Raw genomic sequence first — 23,855 nt, 5'->3', positions numbered from 1 at the left:
GTCGAAAATCACTGAGTAAGGTCGAGTTTCCAACGGAAACTCTGGCCTGTGGCGGCAGTTGGTTTTGCCCAGCAAAATCAATGAGAGCCCGCACCGGTGAGATGATAGAAAGGCCGCTCCAACTGGGGCGGCCTTTTTTCTATGGGCTGAGGTCGGCGGAGCAGAGGCCGATTAGTTACCTGAGCGAGACGGTAAAGCGGTCGAGTTTTCTCTTATGGCTTTCATGAACACCTGCGTTACGGGGTTTTCTGCCAAGGCATGGTTGGTGTCGTCAGAGGACGCCTTTTTCCGAACCTTGCTGGTAGTGCAGGAAAGCAGGTCCACAAACCGCGCGGTCTTCGGGGCGGTGGGCGGAGATCAAAGAATACTCTGCGTATCGGTGATCAATCCACGAATCGAAACTGCGGCGAAAAACGCATTAACTAACCTGCCGGGTTCTTCTGCCCCTCACCGTCGCGCCCGACCGCCGTATCGGCCGCATTGGTGATGGCATCCAGTGAGGCCTGCAGGCTCAGTCGCAACGTTTCCACTTGCTCATCGGTTGGCTTCTTCGGCACTTCCTCTGTCCATTCCTGACAGAGGAGAACACCATGTGAAAATGGCAGGGGCAGCATTTGCTGATCCCACGTCGGCAGCTTGATCACTTTCCGCTCTGCAAAAGCGACGGTGAACACACGGCATCCGGTCATCCGCGCCCACGTCATCGGCACGCCGGAGGATATACGAGCCGGTCCTCTGGGGCCATCAGCGGCGATGCCGATGGAACAGCCTTCTTTGGTGCGGCGCAGCACTTCGCGGGATAGGGCGACGTGGCGTTTGTGACTGGACATCGGGATGGTCTCAAATCCCAGACGGACGAGAATCTGTCCGGCCAGCCGCCCGGCACGGGCGGCGGAGGTCAGCGCACAAATGCGGCCCAGAGAGGTGTCAAACAGATAGGGGGCCATGATCAGCCGCTGGTGCCAGAGCACGAAGATCACGGGTTCCCCTGAGGCGACGCAGGCATCCATCTCCTCAAATCCGCGACGCTCCCAGCGTGAGGTTCGATAGGCGAATCGCACATAGCCGGCCAATAGGGCCTCGACGGCGCGATTCACCTTCGGGCTGTCGGCGATTTTCTTACGCAGGCTCACTCTGGGCTCTTTCTTCTGGATCCTTTGCCCTGTCATACTGGAGCCTGGCAGCCGGGACCAGCCATCCCGGGCTGAGACGCGGAAATCAGGGGGATTTCGTCGATTTCCCTCTTGCCAGCGGCGCATCCCTGGCTTAGGAACTGCCGCATCGTAGGGGTATAGCTCAGTTGGTAGAGCGACGGTCTCCAAAACCGTAGGTCTCGGGTTCGAACCCTGATGCCCCTGCCATTTTCCAAACTTTCCAACCTCGCAGGCAGCTGCGTGATGATCTCAATCAGTTGTTGTCTGTGCTATCGCGGGCAGACGGCTGCGGTAGTGATCTGCATCCACGCGGGATGCCCCCGCCGCCTTGTTCGGGCAGCGAGGGCAAATGCGTTGGTTTACTTATACAGTGATCAAGCCGCGTGAATGGGCGGCACGGCCACTTTCCCGTGGGAGAACCTGTCGACGGGTGGTTTGGGCAGGGGATCCTCGGCCGGGACCGCCACGTGTTGAGGCGGTAGGGCGTCGCAATGCCGTGCAAACACAATGTCCAACCCGCGCTCCAGATCCTGCATATAGCGCGCCGTATCGAATAGAGGGGCCTTAGATTGCATCAGACGCAGTTTGCTGCGCAGCGCCATCAGCTGGTCGCGATCTCCGGCTAGCGTCTGCGCCCGCGCCTCATAGGCCTGGGGGGTGGTTGTAACCAGCTCCTCCATATGGGCAGCAGCCAGCAGACTGGCGGTGGTGCGGGCAGCGAACTGGCGGCCAGCCATTGTCAGCACGGGCAGCCCGGCAACCAACGCATCGCGGGCGGCTGGGCCGGCATTAAGGGTAAAGCTATCGAGGAAGAGATCTGCAACCATGCTGCGGGCCATCCGCTCTTCACCGGTGCAGGGGGCGGCAAAGATTAGGCGGCTCGGGTCGACGGAGCGATCGCCTGCCGCCGTGCGTAGCGCTGCCTGTGCCTCCTCAGCGTAGTCCGCCAGCCAGAGCACGCTGCCATCGATCTTGGTCAGCAGGCGCATCCAGATATCGAACTCACGCGGGGTTACCGCGTGGCTGGCGGTGAAACTACAGAACACAAATGCCTCATCGGGCAGGCCGCAGTCGCGACGGCTGAACTGATGTCCAGAGAGATCCTGCGGGCCTGAAATACTCAGGTAGCTGTGCGGCAAGCGGATCAGATGTTCCTCGAAATACCGTTCACTGCCGGGCGGGCAGGTGATCGCATCCCCGAGAATATAGTCGTAGGTGGGGGTGCCCATGGTGCCGGGGAAGCCTGGCATGGCAACCTGCACCGGTGCAATCCGGGCCGAGAATACGGTCGCGTCAGCCTCATGGGTGTAGCTGGTCAGATCAATCGCAATATCCAGCTGGTCTGCCACGGCCTGCGTCTTGATCGTGGTGGGCGATAGTCCGCGAATGTCGCGGTGCAGGACGCCGACCAGATCAGCGCGTGGCGCGCTGGCGGTGTAGACATATAGGGAGAATCGGCTCTGATCATGGCGGGCCAGCAGGCTGTCGAGCAGGCGCAGTGCGTCCAAATCCTGAGCTGAGCTGACAAAATAGCCGACACGAAGCTGCTGGGGCCGGGTTTCTGCCCTTGGGCATTGCGGCGCCGGGTCCGCCTGCAACCCGGCGCTGGCATGGGCCTGCATCCGGATGCGCAGGAGGTCGGGATTGTCCTCGAGGCCAATCTGAGCCTGCGGCGCACAGGCGGAGCCGCGCAGTCCCAGATGGCGGCGGTGATCCTGATATTCATCCAGCCAGCGCCAGTCACAGAGATCTGCCATCAGGCGCAGCTTCTGGGCGCGGGCACGATCATCGTTTGGGCGGGCCAGCAGGATCTGTTCCAGATTGCGTATCGCCTCAACCCGGTCGCCAGCCATGCCGGTAAGCTGGGCGAGATTATAGCGGGCCTCCAAGAAACCCGGCGCAAATCGTGCAGCCTGTCCATAAAGATCGCGCGCGATACCCAGATTGCCAAGCTGACGCTGGATATTGGCGCGGTTGTAGAGCAACTGCGCATTATCTGGCGCCTGATCAATCGCATTAGCAAAGCACTGGTCTGCTTCGATGATGCGATCCTGATCCAGCAGAGTGTTGCCTAGATTATTAAGCGCAGGCAAACAGGTCGAATCGAGCGCCAGTGCCTTTCTATAAAGCGCGACTGCGTCTTCGGATCGATTCTGTAGGCGATAGACATCGCCCATCGCTGCGAAAGTCGTGGCAGAGGTTGGATTCAGCTCACAGGCCTTGTTCAAACATGTCGCAGCTTCATCTAGCGCCGTCTGGGCTAGGTGGCAGCGCCCCAGAAGCTCCCAGAGGAATGCAGATTTGCGATGGCTGTTGAGCAACTCGGCACATTGGGTGGCAGCTTGCTGATATTGCCCGTGCTGAAACAGCGCGGTCAGTTGCTCCTGCAGTTCTGGGTCCAGCTTGATGTCTTTTTGCTGTGGCAGTCGGGTGCCGCGGCCGGAAAGCTTGCCTGAAATCTGCATGGTCAGCGGTGGGGTCGCCTGCGCTTCGCGCTGGGTGGCGGCCCCTACTGGGGTGGTGTGGCTCAGGCCGGTTGCCTGTGGGTCATTCTTTGCGAGGGTCATGGAATCCTATCTCATAATCGCGCTCGGTAACGGGCAGGGCGTAATGTGGTGGCATCCGCGCTTCCCAGTGTCGATGTTTATGCCTCTCGAAAATTAAGATAGAATTGACTGCACTGACGCCGGTTGGAGCGCCGATTTCCTAGAGGCGTGGTAAGGCGGCCGGTCGGCAGGTCAAGAGCAGCGGTATCCTGACGGGCAACGGTCTGGTGCTTGTCAAACAGACATTGGACCCCAGCTGCCGGTGCGCGATCTCCAGCGGGGCTTGAAATTGCCATGGTCTGCGGTTAAATCGCTGCTTGATTGCTAGCAGAGAGAATCCCGCCTCATGGCCACCACCAACCCCGTCCAGTTCATCCAGCAGGTTCGCGCCGAAGTTTCCAAGGTCGTATGGCCGACCCGCCGTGAGGTGCTGCTGACCACCGTGATGGTGTTCGTCATGGCGGCGCTTACGGCCGTGTTCTTTGCCATTGTGGACATTCTGATCCGCTTTGGGCTTGAGGGCATCTTGGGCATGTTCGGCTAACTCAGCCTGACGACCCTCCGTTGCGCAGTGTTGCGACACAGGCGGTTGGGTCATTGCAATTGACGGCTCTCCTCTTGATCTTGGACTCCCGGGGCGATAGGTGAGCGCGTAACTCTGACGTAGGCGTGTGGCGATTCGTGTCGCGCGCCGCTTTTTGTTAGAGGGCAGCCCTGAGAGGCTGTATCTTATTTCAGCAGCGGCACGACAGTCTTGTCGGCCAAGAGACACAAGGACGATCAGGTTCATGGCGAAACGGTGGTATTCGGTCAGCGTTCTTTCGAACTTCGAAAAGAAAATCGCAGAGCAGATCCGCACGTCGGTCGCAGAACAGGGCCTTGAGGATGAGATCGACGAGGTTCTGGTCCCCACCGAAGAGGTGATCGAGATCCGCCGCGGCAAGAAGGTTTCGACCGAGCGTCGTTTCATGCCCGGCTATGTGCTGGTGCATATGGAAATGTCCGATCGTGGCTACCACCTGATTTCCTCGATCAACCGTGTGACTGGCTTCCTCGGCCCGCAAGGTCGCCCGATGCCGATGCGCGACGCAGAGGTGCAGGGCATCCTCGGCCGCGTCCAGGAAGGCGAAGAGGCACCGCGCACGCTCATTTCCTTCGAGGTTGGTGAGAAAGTCAAAGTCAACGACGGTCCGTTCGAAGATTTCGACGGCATGGTCGAAGGCGTCGACGACGACAATCAAAAGCTCAAGGTTACCGTGTCCATCTTTGGCCGGGAAACCCCGGTGGAGCTGGACTTCACCCAGGTGACCAAGCAGGGGTGATTGGCTCATTCTAACCGAATTCAAATAGAACGCCGCGAAGCCTCAAGCTCGCGGCGTTTTGTTTTGAACGGCGGCTGTGTCGACATAACGGTCCGATAAACGCCGGATTGATGGTGAACGACCCACGACCAGTCTATTCGTCGAGTTTTCGGAAACGTTCTTCAGGTATGACGGCTGTCGCAACCACTTCGACAAGTAGGTCATCATTCCAGATTTTTGCGACCTGAATGCCGGTTGTCGCAGGTCCGAATTCTCTATTCAGAATGGAGCGGCGCGCCTCGGTGATTAACTCCTTATCCTGCTCGCGAACGTAGTACGTTGTAAGCGTAACGATATCGTCCAACTTTCCGCCAGCGGCCGCCAAGACCTTGTTAATATTTTCGAAAGCCGCCTTTGTTTGCGACGCAGCATCCCCCAAGTGCAGAGCGTTGAAGTCCGCGTCCCACGCAACTTGTCCGGAGAGATGGATGCGACGCCCATCTGGTTCAACGACCGCTTGATTCATGGGATAATCAACACTTCGCCAAACGTTATCGCTGTTTATATTTACCCTTTTTTTCATCTGGTAGTCCTCAACTTTTTGGTATTCTCCACGAGGCTATCAGCCAACTCCTTTGCGGTCATTCGGATTAGATTTGGTGTGATTTTGAGATTTGCTATCGGCTCAAAGCTGACATGGTTTTGTCCCGCTCCCCCACTTGCCAACCCCCGCATTCCCCTATAAACGCCGCCTCTATCGCCTCCGGGCGAGATTCTCTCGTGGGAGATCAAGGGATCGCGATCCTGACATCGGACCACGCAACACTCTCCGGGTAGGACGCGTCCTGTCCTCGTTGAAAGGAAAACCAAATGGCTAAGAAGCTTGTTGGCACAATGAAGCTGCAAGTGCCCGCCGGTAAGGCAAACCCATCCCCGCCGGTCGGTCCGGCACTGGGTCAGCGCGGCATTAACATCATGGAATTCTGCAAGGCGTTCAACGCCAAGACTGCAGACATGGAGCCCGGTGCGCCGTGCCCGACCGTGATCACCTACTATCAGGACAAGTCCTTCACCATGGACATCAAGACGCCGCCCGCGTCTTACTACCTGAAGAAGGCCGCCAAGGTGAAATCCGGCGCGAACAACCCGTCGCGTGAAACCGTTGGCACCGTCAGCGTCGCTCAGGTGAAAGAAATCGCCGAAGCGAAAATGAAAGATCTGAACGCGAACGATATCGACGCCGCAATGCAGATCATCCTGGGCTCTGCCCGCTCCATGGGCATCGAGGTGAAGTAAGATGGCTAAGCTCGGTAAACGGACCCGCGCTGCGCGCGAAGCTTTCGCTGGCAAGGACAACCTGTCGGTGGAAGAAGCGGTCGCTCTGATCAAGGCGAACGCAAACGCAAAATTTGATGAAACCATCGAAATCGCCCTGAACCTCGGCGTTGACACCCGTCACGCAGACCAGATGGTTCGCGGCGTTATCGGTCTGCCCAACGGCACCGGCAAAGACATGCGTGTTGCTGTTTTCGCCCGTGGCGCGAAAGCTGACGAAGCCAAAGAAGCTGGCGCGGACATCGTCGGTGCAGAAGACCTGATGGAAACCATCCAGGGCGGCACCATCGATTTTGATCGCTGCATTGCAACCCCGGACATGATGCCGATCGTCGGCCGTCTGGGCAAAGTGCTTGGCCCTCGCAACCTGATGCCGAACCCCAAGGTTGGCACCGTGACCATGGACGTGAAAGCAGCCGTGGAAGCAGCCAAAGGTGGCGAAGTTCAGTTCAAGGCTGAAAAAGGCGGCGTTGTCCACGCAGGCGTCGGCAAAGCGTCCTTCGACGAGGCCAAGCTGATCGAGAACGTCAAGGCGTTCATCTCGGCAGTGGCCAAGGCCAAGCCGGCTGGTGCCAAAGGCGCCTATATGAAGAAAATCGCTCTGTCCTCCACCATGGGTCCGGGCGTCACTGTTGACGTGGAAACCGCCGTTACCGAGTAATCTCGGCAGGCGGGACGATAGTTTGGTGGTGCGCTATGTCGCTCTGCCGTAGATCGTATCCATCAGCGATAGACCGGGGGTCCCTTGCAGGGGTCCCCGGTTTTGCATTTCGGGGCTGTCCTTGCCAGGATTTCGGCTGATCCCGCCCCTGTTGGGCCCTGAGGCAATTTTGCCCTTGGAAAACCCCTAAAATGGGACTAACTACGACCGCGAGATAAAGCGTGCGATTCGTCGTGCGCTTTATTTCATTTCGTCCAAGATGGTGGGTGGCCTGTCGATCGGGTCTTAATTTCCCTCCTGAGACGGGAACGACCAAAGGATCGAGGGAATTCCTACCCTCGGGTGATTTTGGCTCACCCCGTTAAAACGGACTTGAACGCCGGACAGCAATGTTCGGCACATCAATGAGCCGGGATGCGAAAGTGTCCCTAAACTTGGAGAGAACTGTGGATAGAGCCCAGAAAGAGAGAGTGGTCGAGGAACTCGGCCAGATCTTCGAAAGCTCTGGCGTGGTGGTCGTAGCCCACTACACCGGTCTGACAGTTGCAGAGATGCAGGATCTGCGGGCGCGCGCAAGCGACGCCGGGAGCTCCGTGCGTGTTGCCAAGAACAGGCTCGCCAAAATCGCCCTCGAGGGTAAGCCGTGTGAAAGCATGTCTGACCTGCTGACAGGGATGACCGTTCTGACCTATTCCGAGGACCCCGTGGCAGCAGCCAAGGTGGCCGAGGGCTTCGCCAAGGAGAACAAAAAGTTCGAAATCCTTGGCGGTGCAATGGGCGAGAACGCTCTTGACCGTGCCGGCGTTGAAGCCGTGTCGAAAATGCCTTCGCGCGACGAGCTTATTGCTCAGATCGCAGGCATGCTCGGCGCACCTGCTTCCAACATCGCCGGTGCGATTGGCGCACCTGCAAGCAACATCGCAAGCATCCTTTCGACCATCGAAGAGAAGGCGGAAGCTGCGTAAGCGGTTGGCACTGAATGACTGGCGTCGGGCATCAGCCCGCACGTTGGAACACACACACTGTAAACGGAAAGAGCTGATAAAATGGCTGATCTGAAGAAACTGGCAGAAGACATCGTTGGTCTGACCCTGCTTGAAGCACAAGAACTGAAAACCATCCTGAAGGATGAGTATGGCATCGAGCCCGCAGCTGGCGGCGCAGTTGTCATGGCAGCTGGCGGCGACGCCGGTGGCGCAGCGGAAGAAGAAAAGACCGAATTTGACGTCGTTCTGAAAAACGCTGGTTCGTCCAAAATCAACGTGATCAAAGAAGTTCGCGGCATCACCGGTCTTGGCCTGAAAGAAGCCAAAGAGCTGGTCGAAGCTGGCGGCAAGATCAAAGAAGGCGTGGACAAAGCCGAAGCAGAAGACATCAAAGGCAAGCTGGAAGCAGCTGGCGCCGAAGTCGAGCTGGCCTAAGCTACGCGATACGGGACAACACTGGGGGTCGGTTTCGGCACCCTCTGAACATCCCGGAAATTTGGCTGGGCCCGGTGAAAACCGGGTCCAGCCGAACCTGTCTTAGAAAGGGCCCAAATTTACGGGCGTTTTTTCAGGCGAGGTTCAAAGGATCGGGAGGCCACCATTCGGGAAGGTGGTCATGAATTGATCCGAACACGCTGTCTCGTATGAGTAAGGTGCCGGGGCCCGGCGGCATCCTTGCTCAGTGAGAATTGGAAAGGTGACATCTGACATGGCTCAATCGTTCCTTGGCCAGAAACGTCTTCGCAAATACTACGGTAAAATCCGCGAAGTCCTGGACATGCCGAACCTCATCGAGGTCCAGAAATCTTCTTACGACCTCTTCCTGCGCTCTGGTGATGCAGAACAGCCGCTCGACGGCGAAGGCATCATGGGCGTGTTCCAGTCGGTATTCCCGATCAAGGACTTTAATGAGACGTCGGTTCTGGAATTCGTGAAATATTCCTTCGAGCGTCCGAAGTACGACGTCGAGGAATGCATGCAGCGCGACATGACCTACTCGGCTCCGCTGAAGGTCACATTGCGTCTGATCGTCTTTGATGTGGACGAAGATACCGGCGCCAAGTCGGTGAAGGACATCAAAGAACAGGACGTCTACATGGGCGACATGCCCCTGATGACGCCAAACGGCACCTTTGTGGTCAACGGCACCGAGCGTGTGATCGTATCCCAGATGCACCGTTCGCCGGGCGTGTTCTTTGATCACGACAAGGGCAAGACGCATTCTTCGGGTAAGCTGCTGTTTGCCTGCCGCATCATCCCGTATCGCGGCTCCTGGCTGGACTTCGAATTTGACGCCAAGGACATCGTCTTTGCGCGTATCGACCGTCGCCGCAAACTGCCTGTGACAACCCTGCTGTATGCTCTGGGTCTCGATCAGGAAGGCATCATGGATGCCTATTACAACACCGTGAACTTCAAGCTTGAGAAGAGCCGTGGCTGGGTCACGCCGTTCTTCCCCGAGCGCGTGCGCGGCACCCGTCCGACCTATGATCTGGTTGACGCAGCCACTGGTGAGATCTTTGCCGAAGCAGGCAAGAAGGTCACGCCGCGCGCCGTCAAGAAGATGATCGACGAAGGCAACATCACCGACCTTCTGGTGCCGTTTGAGCATATCGTTGGCAAATTTGTCGCCAAGGATATCATCAACGAAGAAAACGGCGCCATCTATGTCGAGGCCGGCGATGAGCTGACTCTTGAGTACGACAAAGGCGGCGAGTTGATTGGTGGGACTGTCAAGGAACTGATCGATGCCGGTATCACCGACATCCCGGTTCTGGACATCGACAACATCAACGTCGGCCCCTACATGCGCAACACCATGGCGCAGGATAAGAACATGGGTCGCGACACCGCGCTCATGGATATCTACCGCGTCATGCGCCCGGGTGAGCCGCCGACCGTCGAAGCAGCCTCCGCGCTGTTTGACACGCTGTTCTTCGATTCCGAGCGCTATGACCTCTCCGCCGTTGGCCGTGTGAAGATGAACATGCGCCTTGCTCTGGATGCTGAGGACACTCAGCGGACCCTTCGCAAAGAAGACATCATCTCCTGCATCAAGGCGCTGGTTGAGCTGCGCGACGGCAAGGGCGACATCGACGACATCGACCACCTTGGTAACCGTCGTGTGCGCTCCGTTGGCGAGCTGATGGAAAACCAGTACCGCGTCGGCCTTCTGCGCATGGAACGTGCGATCAAGGAACGGATGTCCTCCGTTGAGATCGACACCGTCATGCCGCAGGATCTGATCAACGCAAAACCGGCTGCTGCGGCTGTTCGTGAATTCTTCGGCTCCTCGCAGCTGTCTCAGTTCATGGACCAAACCAACCCGCTCTCCGAAGTGACGCACAAGCGTCGCCTCTCGGCGCTTGGGCCTGGCGGTCTGACCCGTGAGCGTGCTGGCTTTGAGGTGCGCGACGTTCACCCGACCCACTATGGTCGGATGTGCCCGATTGAGACACCGGAAGGCCCGAACATTGGTCTGATCAACTCGCTGGCGACCTTTGCCCGCGTGAACAAGTACGGTTTCATCGAAACACCTTACCGTGTCGTCAACGAGGCGAAGGTGACCGACGAAGTCCACTACATGTCCGCGACAGAAGAAATGCGTCACACTGTGGCGCAGGCGAACGCGACACTGGACGAAGATGGCAAGTTCATAAACGATCTGGTTTCGACCCGTCAGTCGGGCGATTATACTCTGGCTCCGCGTGAAAGCGTTGACCTGATCGACGTCTCGCCCAAGCAGTTGGTCTCCGTTGCGGCCTCGCTGATCCCGTTCCTGGAGAATGACGATGCGAACCGGGCTCTGATGGGCTCGAACATGCAACGTCAGGCGGTTCCGCTGCTGCGCGCAGAGGCACCGCTGGTCGGCACCGGCATCGAAGAGATCGTGGCACGGGATTCCGGCGCGGCCATCATGGCCAAGCGCGGCGGTATCATCGACCAGATCGACGCACAGCGTATCGTGATCCGTGCGACCTCTGACCTCGAAATGGGTGATGCGGGTGTGGACATTTACCGCATGCGCAAGTTCCAGCGTTCGAACCAGAACACCTGCATCAACCAGCGTCCGCTGGTGAAAGTAGGCCAGGAAGTCCGCAAGGGCGAAGTGATTGCCGACGGTCCGTCCACCGATATGGGTGAACTGGCTCTGGGTAAAAACGTCGTCGTGGCCTTCATGCCCTGGAATGGCTACAACTACGAAGACTCCATCCTGATCTCCGAACGCATCGCGCGTGACGACGTCTTCACCTCGATCCACATCGAGGAATTCGAAGTCGCCGCCCGTGATACCAAGCTTGGGCCGGAAGAGATCACCCGCGACATTCCGAACGTCGGTGAAGAAGCGCTGCGCAACCTCGATGAGGCGGGCATTGTTTACATCGGTGCGGATGTGGAACCGGGCGATATCCTCGTCGGTAAGATCACACCCAAGGGCGAAAGCCCGATGACTCCGGAAGAAAAGCTGCTGCGCGCCATCTTTGGTGAAAAAGCATCTGACGTGCGCGACACTTCGCTGCGCGTGAAGCCGGGTGACTACGGGACTGTGGTTGAGGTGCGTGTCTTCAACCGTCACGGCGTCGAAAAAGACGAGCGTGCGCTGCAGATCGAGCGTGAAGAAGTCGAGCGTCTGGCCCGTGACCGGGACGACGAGATGGGCATTCTGGACCGCAACATCTATGCGCGTCTGCGCGGCATGCTGCTGGGTAAAACCGCTGTCAAAGGCCCCAAAGGCATCAAGGCTGGTTCTGAAATCACCGAGGAGCTGCTGGACACACTCAGCCGCGGTCAGTGGTGGATGCTGGCGCTTGAAGACGAGCAGAGCGCACAGGTTGTCGAGGCCCTGAACGAGCAGTACGAAGCACAGAAACGTGCTCTGGATGCCCGTTTTGAAGACAAGGTCGAGAAAGTGCGTCGCGGCGATGATCTGCCGCCGGGCGTGATGAAGATGGTCAAAGTCTTCATCGCGGTAAAGCGCAAGCTTCAGCCGGGCGACAAGATGGCCGGCCGTCACGGGAACAAAGGTGTGATCTCGAAAGTGGTGCCGATGGAGGACATGCCGTTCCTCGCTGATGGTACCCCGGTCGATTTCTGTCTGAACCCGCTTGGCGTTCCGTCGCGGATGAACGTTGGTCAGATTCTGGAGACCCACATGGGTTGGGCCGCACGCGGTCTAGGCATCAAAGTTGACGATGCGCTGCAGGAGTACCGTCGTTCGGGCGATCTGACCCCGGTTCGCGAAGCGATGCATCATGCCTATGGTGACGATGTCTACGGTGAAGGTATTGCCGACATGACCGAGACCGATCTGGTTGAGGCCGCAGGCAATGTGACCCGTGGTGTGCCGATCGCAACACCAGTCTTTGACGGCGCCAAAGAGGCCGACGTCAACGACGCTCTGGTGCGCGCTGGCTTTGACACCTCCGGTCAATCCATCCTGTTTGATGGCCGCACCGGCGAGCAGTTTGCCCGTCCTGTGACCGTTGGCATCAAATACCTGCTGAAACTGCACCACCTGGTCGACGACAAGATCCACGCGCGCTCGACCGGCCCGTACTCCCTCGTTACTCAGCAGCCGCTGGGTGGTAAGGCGCAGTTCGGTGGTCAGCGCTTTGGTGAGATGGAAGTCTGGGCTCTGGAAGCTTATGGCGCCGCCTACACCCTGCAGGAGATGCTCACCGTGAAATCGGATGACGTTGCAGGCCGGACCAAGGTCTATGAATCGATCGTCAAGGGCGAGGACAACTTTGAAGCGGGCGTACCGGAATCGTTTAACGTTCTGGTGAAAGAAGTCCGTGGCCTCGGCCTGAATATGGAACTCCTGGATGCAGAGGGTGAGGAGTAAGGGCCTCGGCCCTTGCTTTCTCTCCTTTCTGCACGAATTTGAGGTATCAAAATGAACCAGGAACTGACGAATAATCCGTTCAACCCGCTCACGCCGCCGAAGGTCTTTGATGAGATCAAGGTGTCGCTGGCATCGCCCGAGCGGATCCTGTCGTGGTCCTACGGCGAGATCAAAAAGCCGGAAACCATCAACTATCGGACGTTCAAACCCGAACGTGACGGTCTGTTCTGCGCGCGTATCTTTGGCCCGATCAAAGACTACGAATGTCTTTGCGGCAAATATAAGCGCATGAAGTATCGCGGCGTTGTCTGCGAAAAATGCGGTGTCGAAGTCACCCTGCAAAAGGTCCGCCGCGAGCGGATGGGCCATATCGAACTGGCGTCGCCGGTTGCGCATATCTGGTTTCTCAAGTCGCTGCCGTCGCGCATCGGCCTGATGCTGGACATGACTCTTCGCGATCTGGAGCGGGTTCTGTATTTTGAAAACTACGTTGTCATCGAGCCGGGTCTGACCGACCTCACCTACGGCCAGATGATGACCGAAGAAGAATACATGGACGCCCAAGACCAGTTCGGCATGGACGCCTTCACCGCCAACATCGGCGCTGAAGCGATCCGTGAAATGCTGGCCGCGATTGATCTGGAAGCCGAAGCCGAGCATCTGCGCGCAGAGCTGGCCGAAGCCACAGGCGAGCTGAAGCCCAAGAAGATCATCAAACGCCTGAAAGTGGTTGAGAGCTTCCTGGAATCCGGCAACCGCCCGGAATGGATGGTCATGACCGTCATTCCCGTGATCCCGCCGGAACTGCGCCCGCTGGTGCCGCTGGACGGGGGCCGTTTCGCGACCTCCGACCTGAACGATCTCTATCGTCGTGTCATCAACCGGAACAACCGTCTGAAGCGCCTGATTGAGCTGCGCGCACCCGACATCATCGTCCGCAACGAAAAGCGGATGTTGCAGGAATCCGTGGACGCGCTGTTCGACAACGGCCGTCGTGGCCGCGTGATCACGGGCGCCAACAAGCGTCCGCTGAAATCGCTGTCCGACATGCTGAAAGGTAAGCAGGGTCGCTTCCGTCAGAACCTTTTGGGTAAGCGGGTCGACTTCTCCGGTCGTTCGGTCATTGTGACCGGCCCCGAGCTGAAGCTGCACCAATGCGGTCTACCGAAAAAGATGGCGCTCGAACTGTTCAAGCCCTTCATCTACTCGCGTCTGGAGGCCAAAGGTCTGTCCTCCACCGTGAAGCAGGCGAAGAAGCTGGTCGAAAAAGAGCGCCCCGAAGTGTGGGATATCCTCGATGAGGTTATTCGCGAACATCCGGTGATGCTGAACCGTGCGCCGACGCTTCACCGTCTTGGCATTCAGGCGTTTGAACCCACGCTGATCGAAGGTAAAGCTATTCAGCTGCACCCGCTGGTCTGCTCGGCGTTCAACGCGGACTTCGACGGTGACCAGATGGCGGTTCACGTTCCGCTGAGCCTTGAGGCCCAGCTGGAAGCGCGCGTTCTGATGATGTCCACGAACAACGTTCTGTCGCCCGCCAACGGCGCGCCGATCATCGTTCCTTCGCAGGATATGATCCTGGGTCTCTACTATGTGACCCTGGAACGTGAAGGCATGCCCGGTGAAGGCAAGATCTTTGGGACCATCGACGAGGTTCAGCACGCGCTGGACGCCGGCGAAGTGCACCTGCACACCAAGATCACAGCGCGGATCACTCAGATCGACGAAGAAGGCAACGAGGTTCTCAAGCGTTTTGAGACCACCCCGGGCCGGGTCCGTCTGGGCGCGTTGCTGCCGAAAAACGTCAAGGCACCGTTTGAGCTGGTCAACCGTCTTCTGCGGAAGAAAGAGGTTCAGCAGGTCATTGACACCGTCTACCGTTACTGCGGTCAGAAAGAGTCCGTGATCTTCTGTGATCAGATCATGACCATGGGCTTCCGTGAAGCGTTCAAGGCGGGCATTTCGTTCGGCAAGGACGACATGGTGATCCCCGACACCAAATGGACGCTGGTCGATGAGACCCGCGATCAGGTGAAGGATTTCGAACAGCAGTACATGGACGGCCTGATCACTCAGGGTGAAAAGTACAACAAAGTTGTCGATGCCTGGTCGAAGTGTAACGACAAAGTCACCGATGCGATGATGGGCACCATCTCCGCAGACAAGCGCAACGAGGCTGGCGCCGTGATGGAACCGAACTCGGTTTACATGATGGCTCACTCCGGTGCGCGTGGCTCGGTCACCCAGATGAAACAGCTGGGCGGGATGCGCGGCCTGATGGCGAAGCCGAATGGCGACATCATCGAGACCCCGATCATCTCGAACTTTAAAGAAGGTCTGACCGTTCTCGAGTACTTCAACTCGACACACGGTGCCCGTAAGGGTCTGTCGGATACCGCTCTGAAGACTGCGAACTCGGGTTACCTGACCCGTCGTCTGGTTGACGTGGCACAGGATTGCATCGTGCGCGATCGTGACTGTGGCACCGAGGCCGCGATCACTGCTGAGGCAGCGGTCAACGACGGTGAGGTTGTGGCGTCGCTTGGCGAGCGTATTCTGGGCCGTGTTGCGGCTGAGGATATCAAGAAGCCGGGCACCGAGGAGATCATCGTGGCCGTTGGCCAGCTGATCGACGAGCGCATGGCAGATGCAGTGGAAGAGGCCGGTGTTCAGTCGACCCGTATCCGCTCGCCGCTGACCTGTGAGGCCGAAGAAGGCGTTTGCGCCCAGTGCTATGGCCGTGACCTGGCCCGTGGTACGCAGGTGAACACCGGTGAAGCTGTCGGCATCATCGCCGCGCAGTCGATCGGTGAACCCGGTACACAGCTGACGATGCGGACCTTCCACATCGGCGGCGTTGCTCAGGGTGGCCAGCAGTCCTTCCTCGAAGCCTCGCAAGAGGGCAAGATCGTCTTCGAGATGCCGCAGACCCTGGAAAACGCAAACGGCGAGACCCTGGTTGTTGGGCGGAACATGAAGCTGATCATTCAGGATGAGCACGGGGAAGAGCGCGCCAGCCACAAGCTGGGTTACGGCTCCAAACTGTTCGTCAAGGAAGGTCAGACCGTGGCCCGTGGCGACAAGCTGTTCGAATGGGATCCCTACACCCTGCCGATCATCGCCGAGAAACCCGGTACCGCAAAATATGTGGACCTGGTCTCCGGTATCGCTGTGCGGGATGAGACCGACGAAGCCACTGGCATGACCCAGAAGATCGTGATCGACTGGCGTGCGGCTCCCAAGGGCTCTGACCTCAAGCCGGAAATCATCCTGGTGGATGGCGATGGCGAGCCGGTGCGCAGCGATGCGGGCAACCCGCTGACCTATCCGATGTCCGTGGACGCCATCCTGTCGGTCGAAGAAGGCCAGCAGATCATGGCAGGTGACGTTGTCGCGCGTATCCCGCGCGAAGGCGCCAAGACCAAGGACATCACCGGTGGTCTGCCGCGGGTTGCGGAATTGTTCGAGGCCCGTCGTCCCAAGGATCATGCGATCATCGCCGAAATCGATGGTTACGTGCGCTTTGGCCGCGACTACAAGAACAAGCGCCGCATCTCGATCGAGCCTGCTGATGAGTCGATGGAGCCCGTCGAATACATGGTGCCCAAGGGCAAGCACATTCCGGTTCAGGAAGGTGACTTCGTCCAGAAGGGTGACTACATCATGGACGGTAACCCGGCGCCGCATGACATCCTGTCCATCATGGGTGTCGAGGCTCTGGCCAACTACATGATCGACGAGGTTCAGGACGTCTATCGCCTGCAGGGTGTGAAGATCAACGACAAGCACATCGAGGTGATCGTTCGCCAGATGCTGCAGAAGTGGGAGATCTCCGACTCCGGTGACACAACGCTGCTGAAAGGTGAGCATGTGGACAAGCAGGAGTTCGACACCGCCAACGAGAAGGCGCTGGCCCGTGGCAAGCGTCCTGCTCAGGGCGAGCCGATCCTCTTGGGTATCACCAAGGCATCGCTGCAGACCCGCTCCTTCATCTCGGCGGCTTCCTTCCAGGAGACCACCCGTGTCCTCACCGAAGCATCGGTACAGGGCAAGAAGGACAAGCTGGTTGGCCTGAAAGAGAACGTCATCGTGGGTCGCCTGATCCCGGCCGGTACCGGTGGCGCCACCCAGCGGGTGCGCAACATCGCCCAGTCGCGTGACAATGTCGTCCTTGACGCACGCCGCGAGGAGGCAGAAGCCGCCGCCGCACTGGCTGCCCCGTCGATGGATGACGTCGCCACCGAGGATAGCCTCGACAATCTGGTGGAAACCCCAGAGAGCCGCGACTGATCCACGCTGATCTGAAATGAAAACAGCCCCTCGCAACTGATGTTGCGGGGGGCTTTTGTTTGGAGGTGTCCGCAAACCATGATGGCCCGCTCCCGGGACGAAGTGTGATTTCGCTGCAGCTGCGCCGACGGCAGCTTTGAGACTTTGACCTTGCCTGCCTCGGTTGCGCTCAAGCAAACACTCGTGCCATTTTCGTCAGCATAAATCAGTCTTCGTGAGCAATGAGCAATGTACACAATTTGGAACGCTTTAGGTTGGTGTGTGCGTGTAACTGACCGTCTCGTTTTCGGAGAGAAACATCTAAGCAAGTCGCAGATTGACCTACGAACACTTGCGTGTTTTGTTGTTTTCGCGATTGCCTTTTTCGTTGGCTTAGGTGCGGTCGGTTTTATGGAATCTGATTTTGCAGATTTTGGCGTTTGGTTGTGTACAAGTCTTCCTATGGCTTTTGTGTTCATCGCACGCCATCAAAGAGCAGGCAGCTAGATATTCACTTGTTGCACTGAGTTTTCAGACATTCATTCATCCTGCAGCATCGGTGACATTGGGCTCGAAGCGGACCAACGCGATTTGCGGACATCACGTTTTTCGGTGCAGCGGATTCGGTTGTGGGCCGCCCGCGCTGTCTCGGGGCGGGGCGATTTACGATCTTTCCAACGAGCCTTGGGAATGATCTTTTGCGCTCAACACCGCCCGGTCCGTCCGGGCTGCGATTGGGGGCGCTTGGATATGGATATCAAACTCAGCATTGTCGGCCTTGTGCGCTTTTCCGTGCTGACCCCGACCTATTATTCCGAACGGTTCGCGACCCTTGAGGACACGGCTGCCCATCTCTTTGCATCAGAGCGGATGGAGCTGCGGTTTCGGGTGTTCGAACGCCTGTGTCTGCGGTCCCTGTTGCGGCAGAGCGATCAGGGGTTTCATCTGATCGTCCTCACCGCTGAGGATATGCCGGAGATCTATCTGGAGCGCCTTGCGCGTCTGCTGGAACCTGCTTCCAATATCACCCTGATGCCCGTCGGCCCCGGTGCCCATTATCGAATGCTGAAGCAGGGTTACAATGCGGTCCCGCTTGATGGTGCGACGCATCGGCTGATGTTCCGGCTGGATGATGACGATGCGGTGGATCTGGACTATGTCGCCCGCAATCGCCGCCTTGCGATGGGAATGATCCCTCTGCAGAGCGGCGATACGCCTTTTATCCTAGCCAACAACCGCGGCCTTTACCTGCGGCGCACGCAGGGGCCGGATGGTGCGACGGATGACATTTTTGACGCCTGTGAGAAGGCGCCTTTGTCGGTGGGGGCGGCGCTTGTGGCGCCAGTTGAGTATCGCGACAATCCATATCGGTATAATCACCGCCGCTACGCGCAGCATTGGAACACATATTCTGACATCTCGACGCCCGGCTTCCTGCGCACCATTCATGGCGACAACAAATCCCGCCCGGCGCAAATGGGGATCACACATAAGATGTCCGAAGCAGAAATTACCACAGCGCTGGACCGCCATTTCGCCCTGACCCCCGATCAACTCCGGGACGTGTTGCCGTGATCTCTCGGCTGACAGGCAATCAGCTGGGCGCGCTGTTGATGGTGGGCAGTATGGCTGGCTTCACCCTTAATGACGGGATGGTCAAACTTGCCGGGCAAAGCCTGCCGCTTTCGCAGATCCTTGTGGTGCGCGGTGTTGCGGTCAGCCTACTGATTTATGCGCTGGCGCGGAGTTATGGCGGCCTGCGTCTGTCTCTGACGCGGCGCGACTGGGCCCTGGTTGCCGGGCGCAGCCTTGCTGAGATTGCCACCACCTATTTCTTTCTTAGCGCACTGCTCACCCTGCCGATCGCAAATGTGACAGCCATTTTGCAGATGCTGCCGCTGACGGTGACGCTGGCGGCCGTGCTGCTGTTCGGAGAGCAGGTCGGCTGGCGACGGGCCACAGCCATCGGTGCGGGGTTCCTCGGCATGTTGCTGATCGTGCGCCCCGGCACTGAGGGATTTGATACCGGCACCGGCTATGCGCTTGCGGCTGTTCTCTGCGTAACGGCCCGTGATCTCTTTACCCGGCGCATTTCGGCGGCGGTGCCGTCGCTGACGGTTACATTGATGGCGGCTGTGTCGGTTTTGGTGTTTGGCCTCGGGCTTGGCCTACAGGAGACATGGCAGCCGCTGACCCTGCCGACCACGCTGATCCTGCTATTGGCAGCGGGCTGCATCTTTGTCGGCTATCTGTTTTCAGTGATGGTGATGCGGGTGGGGGACGTGGCGGCGGTCTCGCCGTTTCGCTACACGGGCCTGCTTTGGGCGCTGCTCTTGGGGTGGCTGATGTTTGACAGCTGGCCTGATACGCTCACCCTTATCGGGGCGGCCATTGTCGTCGCTGCGGGCGTTTTCAGCCTGTTGCGTGAGCGCCCGCGCCGTGCCGCCGTGCCTGACCTGTCGCCGCCGGAATAACGCGGCTTACCTCGTGATCGCAAAGCGCGCCTCGAATTCGCCCTCTTGCTCCGGGGTAAGACGGGTCAACTCAGGCTCCTTGGCGCCCTTCTGTCGGGAATCATTGGAGGCATTGAGTGTACGCACGAACATTGGCGCATCCGGGATCGTGATGCTGGGCATGAAACGGGCAATCTTGTGGTGGGCGAAGTTCATGATGCTTTGTCCGCAGCCCCCCGCCACATACATCCCCATTGCGGCAACAAAATAGGGGCGGTGAACCTCAGCTGCATAAATCCCATCCGGCTGGAACCGGGCGGTGAACCCCTTGCAGAAATCAATCGCGAGGGTTTGGTTTCGGGCGATCAGCAGCTGGCAGTCCTGAGCGGTCTGTCGCAGCCGTTCAACAAAATCGACTGACACCGCATCATCGTCATCATGGCGAAACTGCAAACAGGGGGCACGGGAATCATGGCGGGCGTCATTCAGCACCTGTTTCATCACCTTCCGGTGCGGGCCAGGGGGCAGGGCGCGGATCTGCACCTGCGGCATATCCGCTGTCAACGCGCGCAGTCGCGCGACATGTACCGCGGGCAGGCTGTCGCCGATGACAATCACCAGCGTGAAATCCGGATCGGTCTGGGCGCGCAGGCAGGGCAGGGCGACCCGCTCCATCAGCTGAAACCGCTCCTCCAGGCGCGCCTCTGCATAGAGATAGGCGATCCGCGCCTCCAGACTGTCATGTTCCACCTGAAAGCCGCCGATGGCCGGGTAGGAAAACCGGCATAGACCTATGACCTGCATCGCGGTACACCCTCACATCCACGGCCTCTGATTTGGGCCGACTGGTTGCATGGGACTATGCACTGCGCTGGTTGCACAAACAAGCAAGGCGCTCGCACCGGTCTCGACCCGGCGTTGGTCATGTCTGTCGGTGTCGTGCGCGCCGGGGCCGCTGTTGACATCCCCCGCGACTCCCCATATACGCCCGCCTATCCGGCACCCGGGGGTCGCCCCAAAAGCCGATATCAAAATCTAAGTGGCCCAAGATCTCGTGCGCCTATTTGTGCGGATCCTCTGTAAACCCACCGCGTCGTTTACCTCGGAATGGAAACGATTGCGGTTTTTGCGCTTGCGGACGCGTAAGTGCGACGAATTTAGCCGTACGTTCAAGGACGTGCATGACACATGTGTTGTTGAGACGGGGAAAGAACCGGAATGCCAACGATCCAACAGCTGATCCGCAAGCCGCGGCAGCCGAAAGTAAAACGCTCTAAGTCCATGCACCTGGAACAGTGCCCGCAAAAGCGCGGCGTCTGCACCCGTGTGTATACCACCACACCGAAGAAACCGAACTCCGCTATGCGGAAAGTTGCGAAGGTTCGCCTGACCAACGGTTTCGAAGTGATCTCCTACATCCCGGGTGAAAGCCACAACCTTCAGGAGCACTCCGTGGTTCTGATCCGTGGCGGCCGTGTAAAAGACCTTCCCGGTGTCCGTTACCACATCCTGCGTGGTGTTCTGGATACCCAGGGCGTCAAAGACCGTAAGCAACGCCGCTCCAAGTACGGCGCGAAGCGTCCTAAGTAAGAAGGATATTGATAAATGTCTCGCCGTCACGCTGCTGAGAAACGCGAAGTTCTGCCCGACGCCAAGTTTGGCGACCGCGTTCTGACCAAATTCATGAACAACCTGATGATCGATGGTAAAAAATCGGTCGCAGAAAGCATCGTTTACAACGCATTCGACCGCGTTGAATCGAAAATCAAACGTGCCCCCGTGGAAGTGTTCCACGAAGCCCTGGACAACGTGAAGCCTTCCGTCGAAGTGCGCTCGCGTCGTGTGGGTGGTGCAACCTACCAGGTGCCCGTTGAAGTGCGCCCCGAGCGCCGCGAAGCCCTGGCGATCCGCTGGCTGATCAAAGCGGCCCGCGCGCGCAACGAAAACACCATGGAAGAACGCCTCGCCGGTGAGCTGCTGGACGCTGTTCAGTCCCGCGGTACCGCCGTGAAGAAGCGCGAAGACACCCACAAGATGGCAGAGGCCAACAAAGCCTTCTCCCATTATCGCTGGTAAGCTAGGGGACCCAAACCTATGGCACGCGAATATCCGCTCGAACTATACCGTAACTTCGGTATCATGGCGCACATCGATGCAGGTAAAACCACCTGCTCCGAGCGCATCCTGTATTACACCGGCAAATCCCACAACATCGGTGAGGTGCACGATGGTGCAGCCACCATGGACTGGATGGAGCAGGAGCAGGAACGCGGCATCACCATCACCTCGGCTGCGACCACCACGTTCTGGGAACGCACCGAAGACGGTGAAACTGCTGACTCGCCCAAGCACCGCCTGAACATCATCGACACCCCCGGCCACGTTGACTTCACCATTGAAGTTGAGCGTTCGCTGGCGGTTCTCGACGGTGCTGTCTGCGTTCTGGACGCCAACGCTGGTGTTGAACCCCAGACAGAAACCGTGTGGCGTCAGGCTGACCGCTACAAGGTTCCGCGTATGGTGTTCGTCAACAAGATGGACAAAATCGGCGCTGACTTCTTCAACTGCGTCAACATGATCGAAGACCGTACTGGCGCCCGCGCGGTTCCGGTTGGTATTCCGATCGGCGCAGAGACCGAGCTGGAAGGCCTGGTTGATCTGGTCAACATGGAAGAATGGCTGTGGCAGGGTGAAGACCTTGGCGCGTCGTGGATCAAAGCACCGATCCGTGACAGCCTGAAAGACATGGCCGACGAATGGCGCGGTAAGATGATCGAAGCGGCCGTCGAAATGGACGACGCTGCGATGGAAAACTACCTGATGGACGGTGCTGAGCCGGACGTCGCTACCCTGCGCGCGCTGCTGCGCAAAGGGACTCTGGAGCTGGCTTTTGTTCCGGTTCTGGGTGGTTCCGCGTTCAAGAACAAGGGTGTTCAGCCGCTGCTCAACGCTGTCATCGACTATCTGCCCAGCCCGCTGGATGTTGTCGATTACATGGGCTTTAAGCCCGGTGATGAAACCGAAACCCGTGATATTGCCCGCCGTGCGGACGACGACATGGCGTTCTCGGGGCTGGCGTTCAAAATCATGAACGACCCCTTTGTTGGCTCGCTGACCTTCACCCGGATCTACTCCGGTGTGCTGAACAAGGGCGACACGTTGCTGAACTCGACCAAAGGTCGTAAAGAGCGCGTTGGCCGGATGATGATGATGCACTCCAATGACCGTGAGGAAATCACGGAAGCCTTTGCAGGCGACATCATCGCGCTGGCAGGTCTGAAAGACACCACAACCGGTGACACGCTTTGCGCCGTCAACGATCCTGTGGTTCTGGAAACCATGACCTTCCCCGATCCGGTGATCGAGATCGCGGTTGAGCCGAAAACCAAGGCTGACCAGGAGAAAATGTCCCAGGGTCTGCAGCGTCTTGCTGCCGAAGATCCGTCCTTCCGCGTGGAGACCGACATCGAGTCTGGTCAGACCATCATGAAGGGCATGGGCGAACTTCACCTGGACATCCTGGTTGACCGTCTGAAGCGTGAATTCAAGGTCGAAGCCAACATCGGTGCGCCGCAGGTTGCTTACCGTGAGACCATCGGTCACGAAGTCGAACACACCTACACCCACAAGAAACAGTCGGGTGGTTCGGGTCAGTTCGCTGAAGTGAAGATGATCATCTCGCCGACAGAGCCTGGCGAAGGTTATTCCTTCGAATCCCGCATCGTTGGTGGTGCGGTTCCGAAGGAATACATCCCGGGTGTTGAAAAGGGCGTCCAGTCCGTCATGGATAGCGGCCCGCTGGCTGGCTTCCCCGTGATCGACTTCAAGGTTGCTCTGATCGACGGTAAGTTCCACGACGTTGACTCCAGCGTTCTGGCCTTCGAAATCGCAGCACGTATGTGTATGCGTGAAGGCATGCGCAAAGCTGGCGCCAAGATGCTGGAACCGATCATGAAGGTGGAAGTTATCACACCTGAGGATTACACCGGTGGCATCATCGGCGATTTGACCTCGCGTCGTGGTCAGGTGACCGGCCAGGAGCCCCGCGGCAACGCAATTGCGATCGACGCATTTGTGCCGCTGGCGAACATGTTCGGCTACATCAACACCCTGCGTTCGATGAGCTCGGGCCGCGCCCAGTTCACCATGCAGTTCGATCACTACGATCCGGTTCCGCAGAACATCTCTGACGAGATCCAGGCAAAATTCGCATAAGCGAACAGATATTGAGGGGTTCGCGCCACGGCGCGTGCCCTTCTCAACACGAAAAGGAGGCCTCTCATGGCTAAGGAAAAGTTTGA

Annotated in this window: 17 protein-coding genes and 1 tRNA gene; 14 read left to right on the top strand and 4 right to left on the bottom strand. The window is 58.3% G+C overall.

What is annotated here, in order from left to right:
- Window positions 1–422 precede the first annotated feature (422 nt).
- Complete coding sequence (locus tag OO25_RS21695; RefSeq protein ID WP_040182879.1) at window positions 423–1,133, bottom strand: lysophospholipid acyltransferase family protein; 711 nt, start codon at window positions 1,131–1,133, stop codon at window positions 423–425.
- 152 nt (window positions 1,134–1,285) lie between these two features.
- Between OO25_RS21695 and OO25_RS21690 the strand changes: the two genes are divergently transcribed.
- Window positions 1,286–1,361, top strand: a tRNA-Trp gene (locus OO25_RS21690).
- A gap of 167 nt (window positions 1,362–1,528) precedes the next feature.
- Here the strand turns inward: OO25_RS21690 and OO25_RS21685 are convergent.
- Window positions 1,529–3,721, bottom strand: coding sequence for a tetratricopeptide repeat protein (locus OO25_RS21685; RefSeq protein ID WP_040182877.1), 2,193 nt, complete (start codon window positions 3,719–3,721; stop codon window positions 1,529–1,531).
- Window positions 3,722–4,046: 325 nt separating this feature from the next.
- On the opposite strand from OO25_RS21685, the gene secE reads away from it, so the two are divergent.
- A complete protein-coding gene (gene secE / locus OO25_RS21680; RefSeq protein WP_008560174.1) occupies window positions 4,047–4,244 on the top strand; it encodes a preprotein translocase subunit SecE in 198 nt (65 codons plus the stop codon).
- A gap of 244 nt (window positions 4,245–4,488) precedes the next feature.
- On the top strand, window positions 4,489–5,022 hold the full coding sequence (gene nusG, locus OO25_RS21675) for a transcription termination/antitermination protein NusG (protein WP_014876030.1): 534 nt from the start codon (window positions 4,489–4,491) through the stop codon (window positions 5,020–5,022).
- 133 nt (window positions 5,023–5,155) lie between these two features.
- Here nusG and OO25_RS21670 read toward each other — a convergent pair whose 3' ends face one another.
- On the bottom strand, window positions 5,156–5,584 hold the full coding sequence (locus tag OO25_RS21670; protein ID WP_052465765.1) for a RidA family protein: 429 nt from the start codon (window positions 5,582–5,584) through the stop codon (window positions 5,156–5,158).
- Between the two features lie 287 nt (window positions 5,585–5,871).
- Here OO25_RS21670 and rplK point away from each other — a divergent pair, with 287 nt between their 5' ends.
- The 8 genes from rplK (at window position 5,872) to OO25_RS21630 (ending at window position 19,575) form a co-directional block, all read left to right on the top strand.
- Complete coding sequence (gene rplK / locus OO25_RS21665) at window positions 5,872–6,297, top strand: 50S ribosomal protein L11 (RefSeq protein WP_024095809.1); 426 nt, start codon at window positions 5,872–5,874, stop codon at window positions 6,295–6,297.
- Between the two features lies 1 nt (window position 6,298).
- Window positions 6,299–6,997, top strand: coding sequence for a 50S ribosomal protein L1 (gene rplA, locus OO25_RS21660; RefSeq protein ID WP_014878906.1), 699 nt, complete (start codon window positions 6,299–6,301; stop codon window positions 6,995–6,997).
- Between the two features lie 446 nt (window positions 6,998–7,443).
- Window positions 7,444–7,962 (top strand): 50S ribosomal protein L10, encoded by a 519-nt coding sequence (rplJ, locus tag OO25_RS21655; RefSeq protein WP_040173578.1) that lies wholly within the window; start codon window positions 7,444–7,446, stop codon window positions 7,960–7,962.
- An 81-nt stretch (window positions 7,963–8,043) separates the two neighbouring features.
- Entirely contained in the window at window positions 8,044–8,418 is a 375-nt protein-coding gene (gene rplL, locus OO25_RS21650; protein WP_040173581.1) for a 50S ribosomal protein L7/L12, read from the top strand.
- A 274-nt stretch (window positions 8,419–8,692) separates the two neighbouring features.
- Entirely contained in the window at window positions 8,693–12,829 is a 4,137-nt protein-coding gene (gene rpoB / locus OO25_RS21645; RefSeq protein ID WP_040182876.1) for a DNA-directed RNA polymerase subunit beta, read from the top strand.
- Window positions 12,830–12,880: 51 nt separating this feature from the next.
- On the top strand, window positions 12,881–17,122 hold the full coding sequence (gene rpoC / locus OO25_RS21640) for a DNA-directed RNA polymerase subunit beta' (protein WP_040173586.1): 4,242 nt from the start codon (window positions 12,881–12,883) through the stop codon (window positions 17,120–17,122).
- Window positions 17,123–17,851: 729 nt separating this feature from the next.
- Complete coding sequence (locus OO25_RS21635) at window positions 17,852–18,676, top strand: glycosyltransferase (protein WP_040182883.1); 825 nt, start codon at window positions 17,852–17,854, stop codon at window positions 18,674–18,676.
- Window positions 18,673–19,575, top strand: a complete 903-nt coding sequence (locus tag OO25_RS21630) for a DMT family transporter (RefSeq protein WP_139044819.1) — start codon at window positions 18,673–18,675, stop codon at window positions 19,573–19,575. The genes OO25_RS21635 and OO25_RS21630 overlap by 4 nt, the downstream gene beginning before the upstream one ends.
- 6 nt (window positions 19,576–19,581) lie before the next feature.
- On the opposite strand, the gene OO25_RS21625 is transcribed toward OO25_RS21630, so the two are convergent.
- Window positions 19,582–20,358, bottom strand: a complete 777-nt coding sequence (locus tag OO25_RS21625; RefSeq protein WP_040182874.1) for a putative rhamnosyl transferase — start codon at window positions 20,356–20,358, stop codon at window positions 19,582–19,584.
- Between the two features lie 414 nt (window positions 20,359–20,772).
- On the opposite strand from OO25_RS21625, the gene rpsL reads away from it, so the two are divergent.
- Genes rpsL through fusA form a run of 3 tightly spaced genes read left to right on the top strand, consistent with a single transcriptional unit; the run spans window position 20,773 to window position 23,769 of the window.
- Entirely contained in the window at window positions 20,773–21,144 is a 372-nt protein-coding gene (gene rpsL / locus OO25_RS21620; protein WP_005621086.1) for a 30S ribosomal protein S12, read from the top strand.
- Between the two features lie 15 nt (window positions 21,145–21,159).
- Window positions 21,160–21,630, top strand: coding sequence for a 30S ribosomal protein S7 (rpsG, locus tag OO25_RS21615; protein ID WP_014876015.1), 471 nt, complete (start codon window positions 21,160–21,162; stop codon window positions 21,628–21,630).
- An 18-nt stretch (window positions 21,631–21,648) separates the two neighbouring features.
- Window positions 21,649–23,769: an elongation factor G gene (gene fusA, locus OO25_RS21610; protein WP_040173605.1), complete on the top strand. Its 2,121-nt coding sequence runs from the start codon at window positions 21,649–21,651 to the stop codon at window positions 23,767–23,769.
- Window positions 23,770–23,855: the final 86 nt, after the last annotated feature.

It is taken from the genome of Phaeobacter sp. S60, from assembly GCF_000826845.1.
Lineage (GTDB): Bacteria > Pseudomonadota > Alphaproteobacteria > Rhodobacterales > Rhodobacteraceae > Phaeobacter > Phaeobacter piscinae.
Note: the sequence above shows the minus strand (reverse complement) of the source record. Positions and strands in the feature narration are given on the sequence as shown.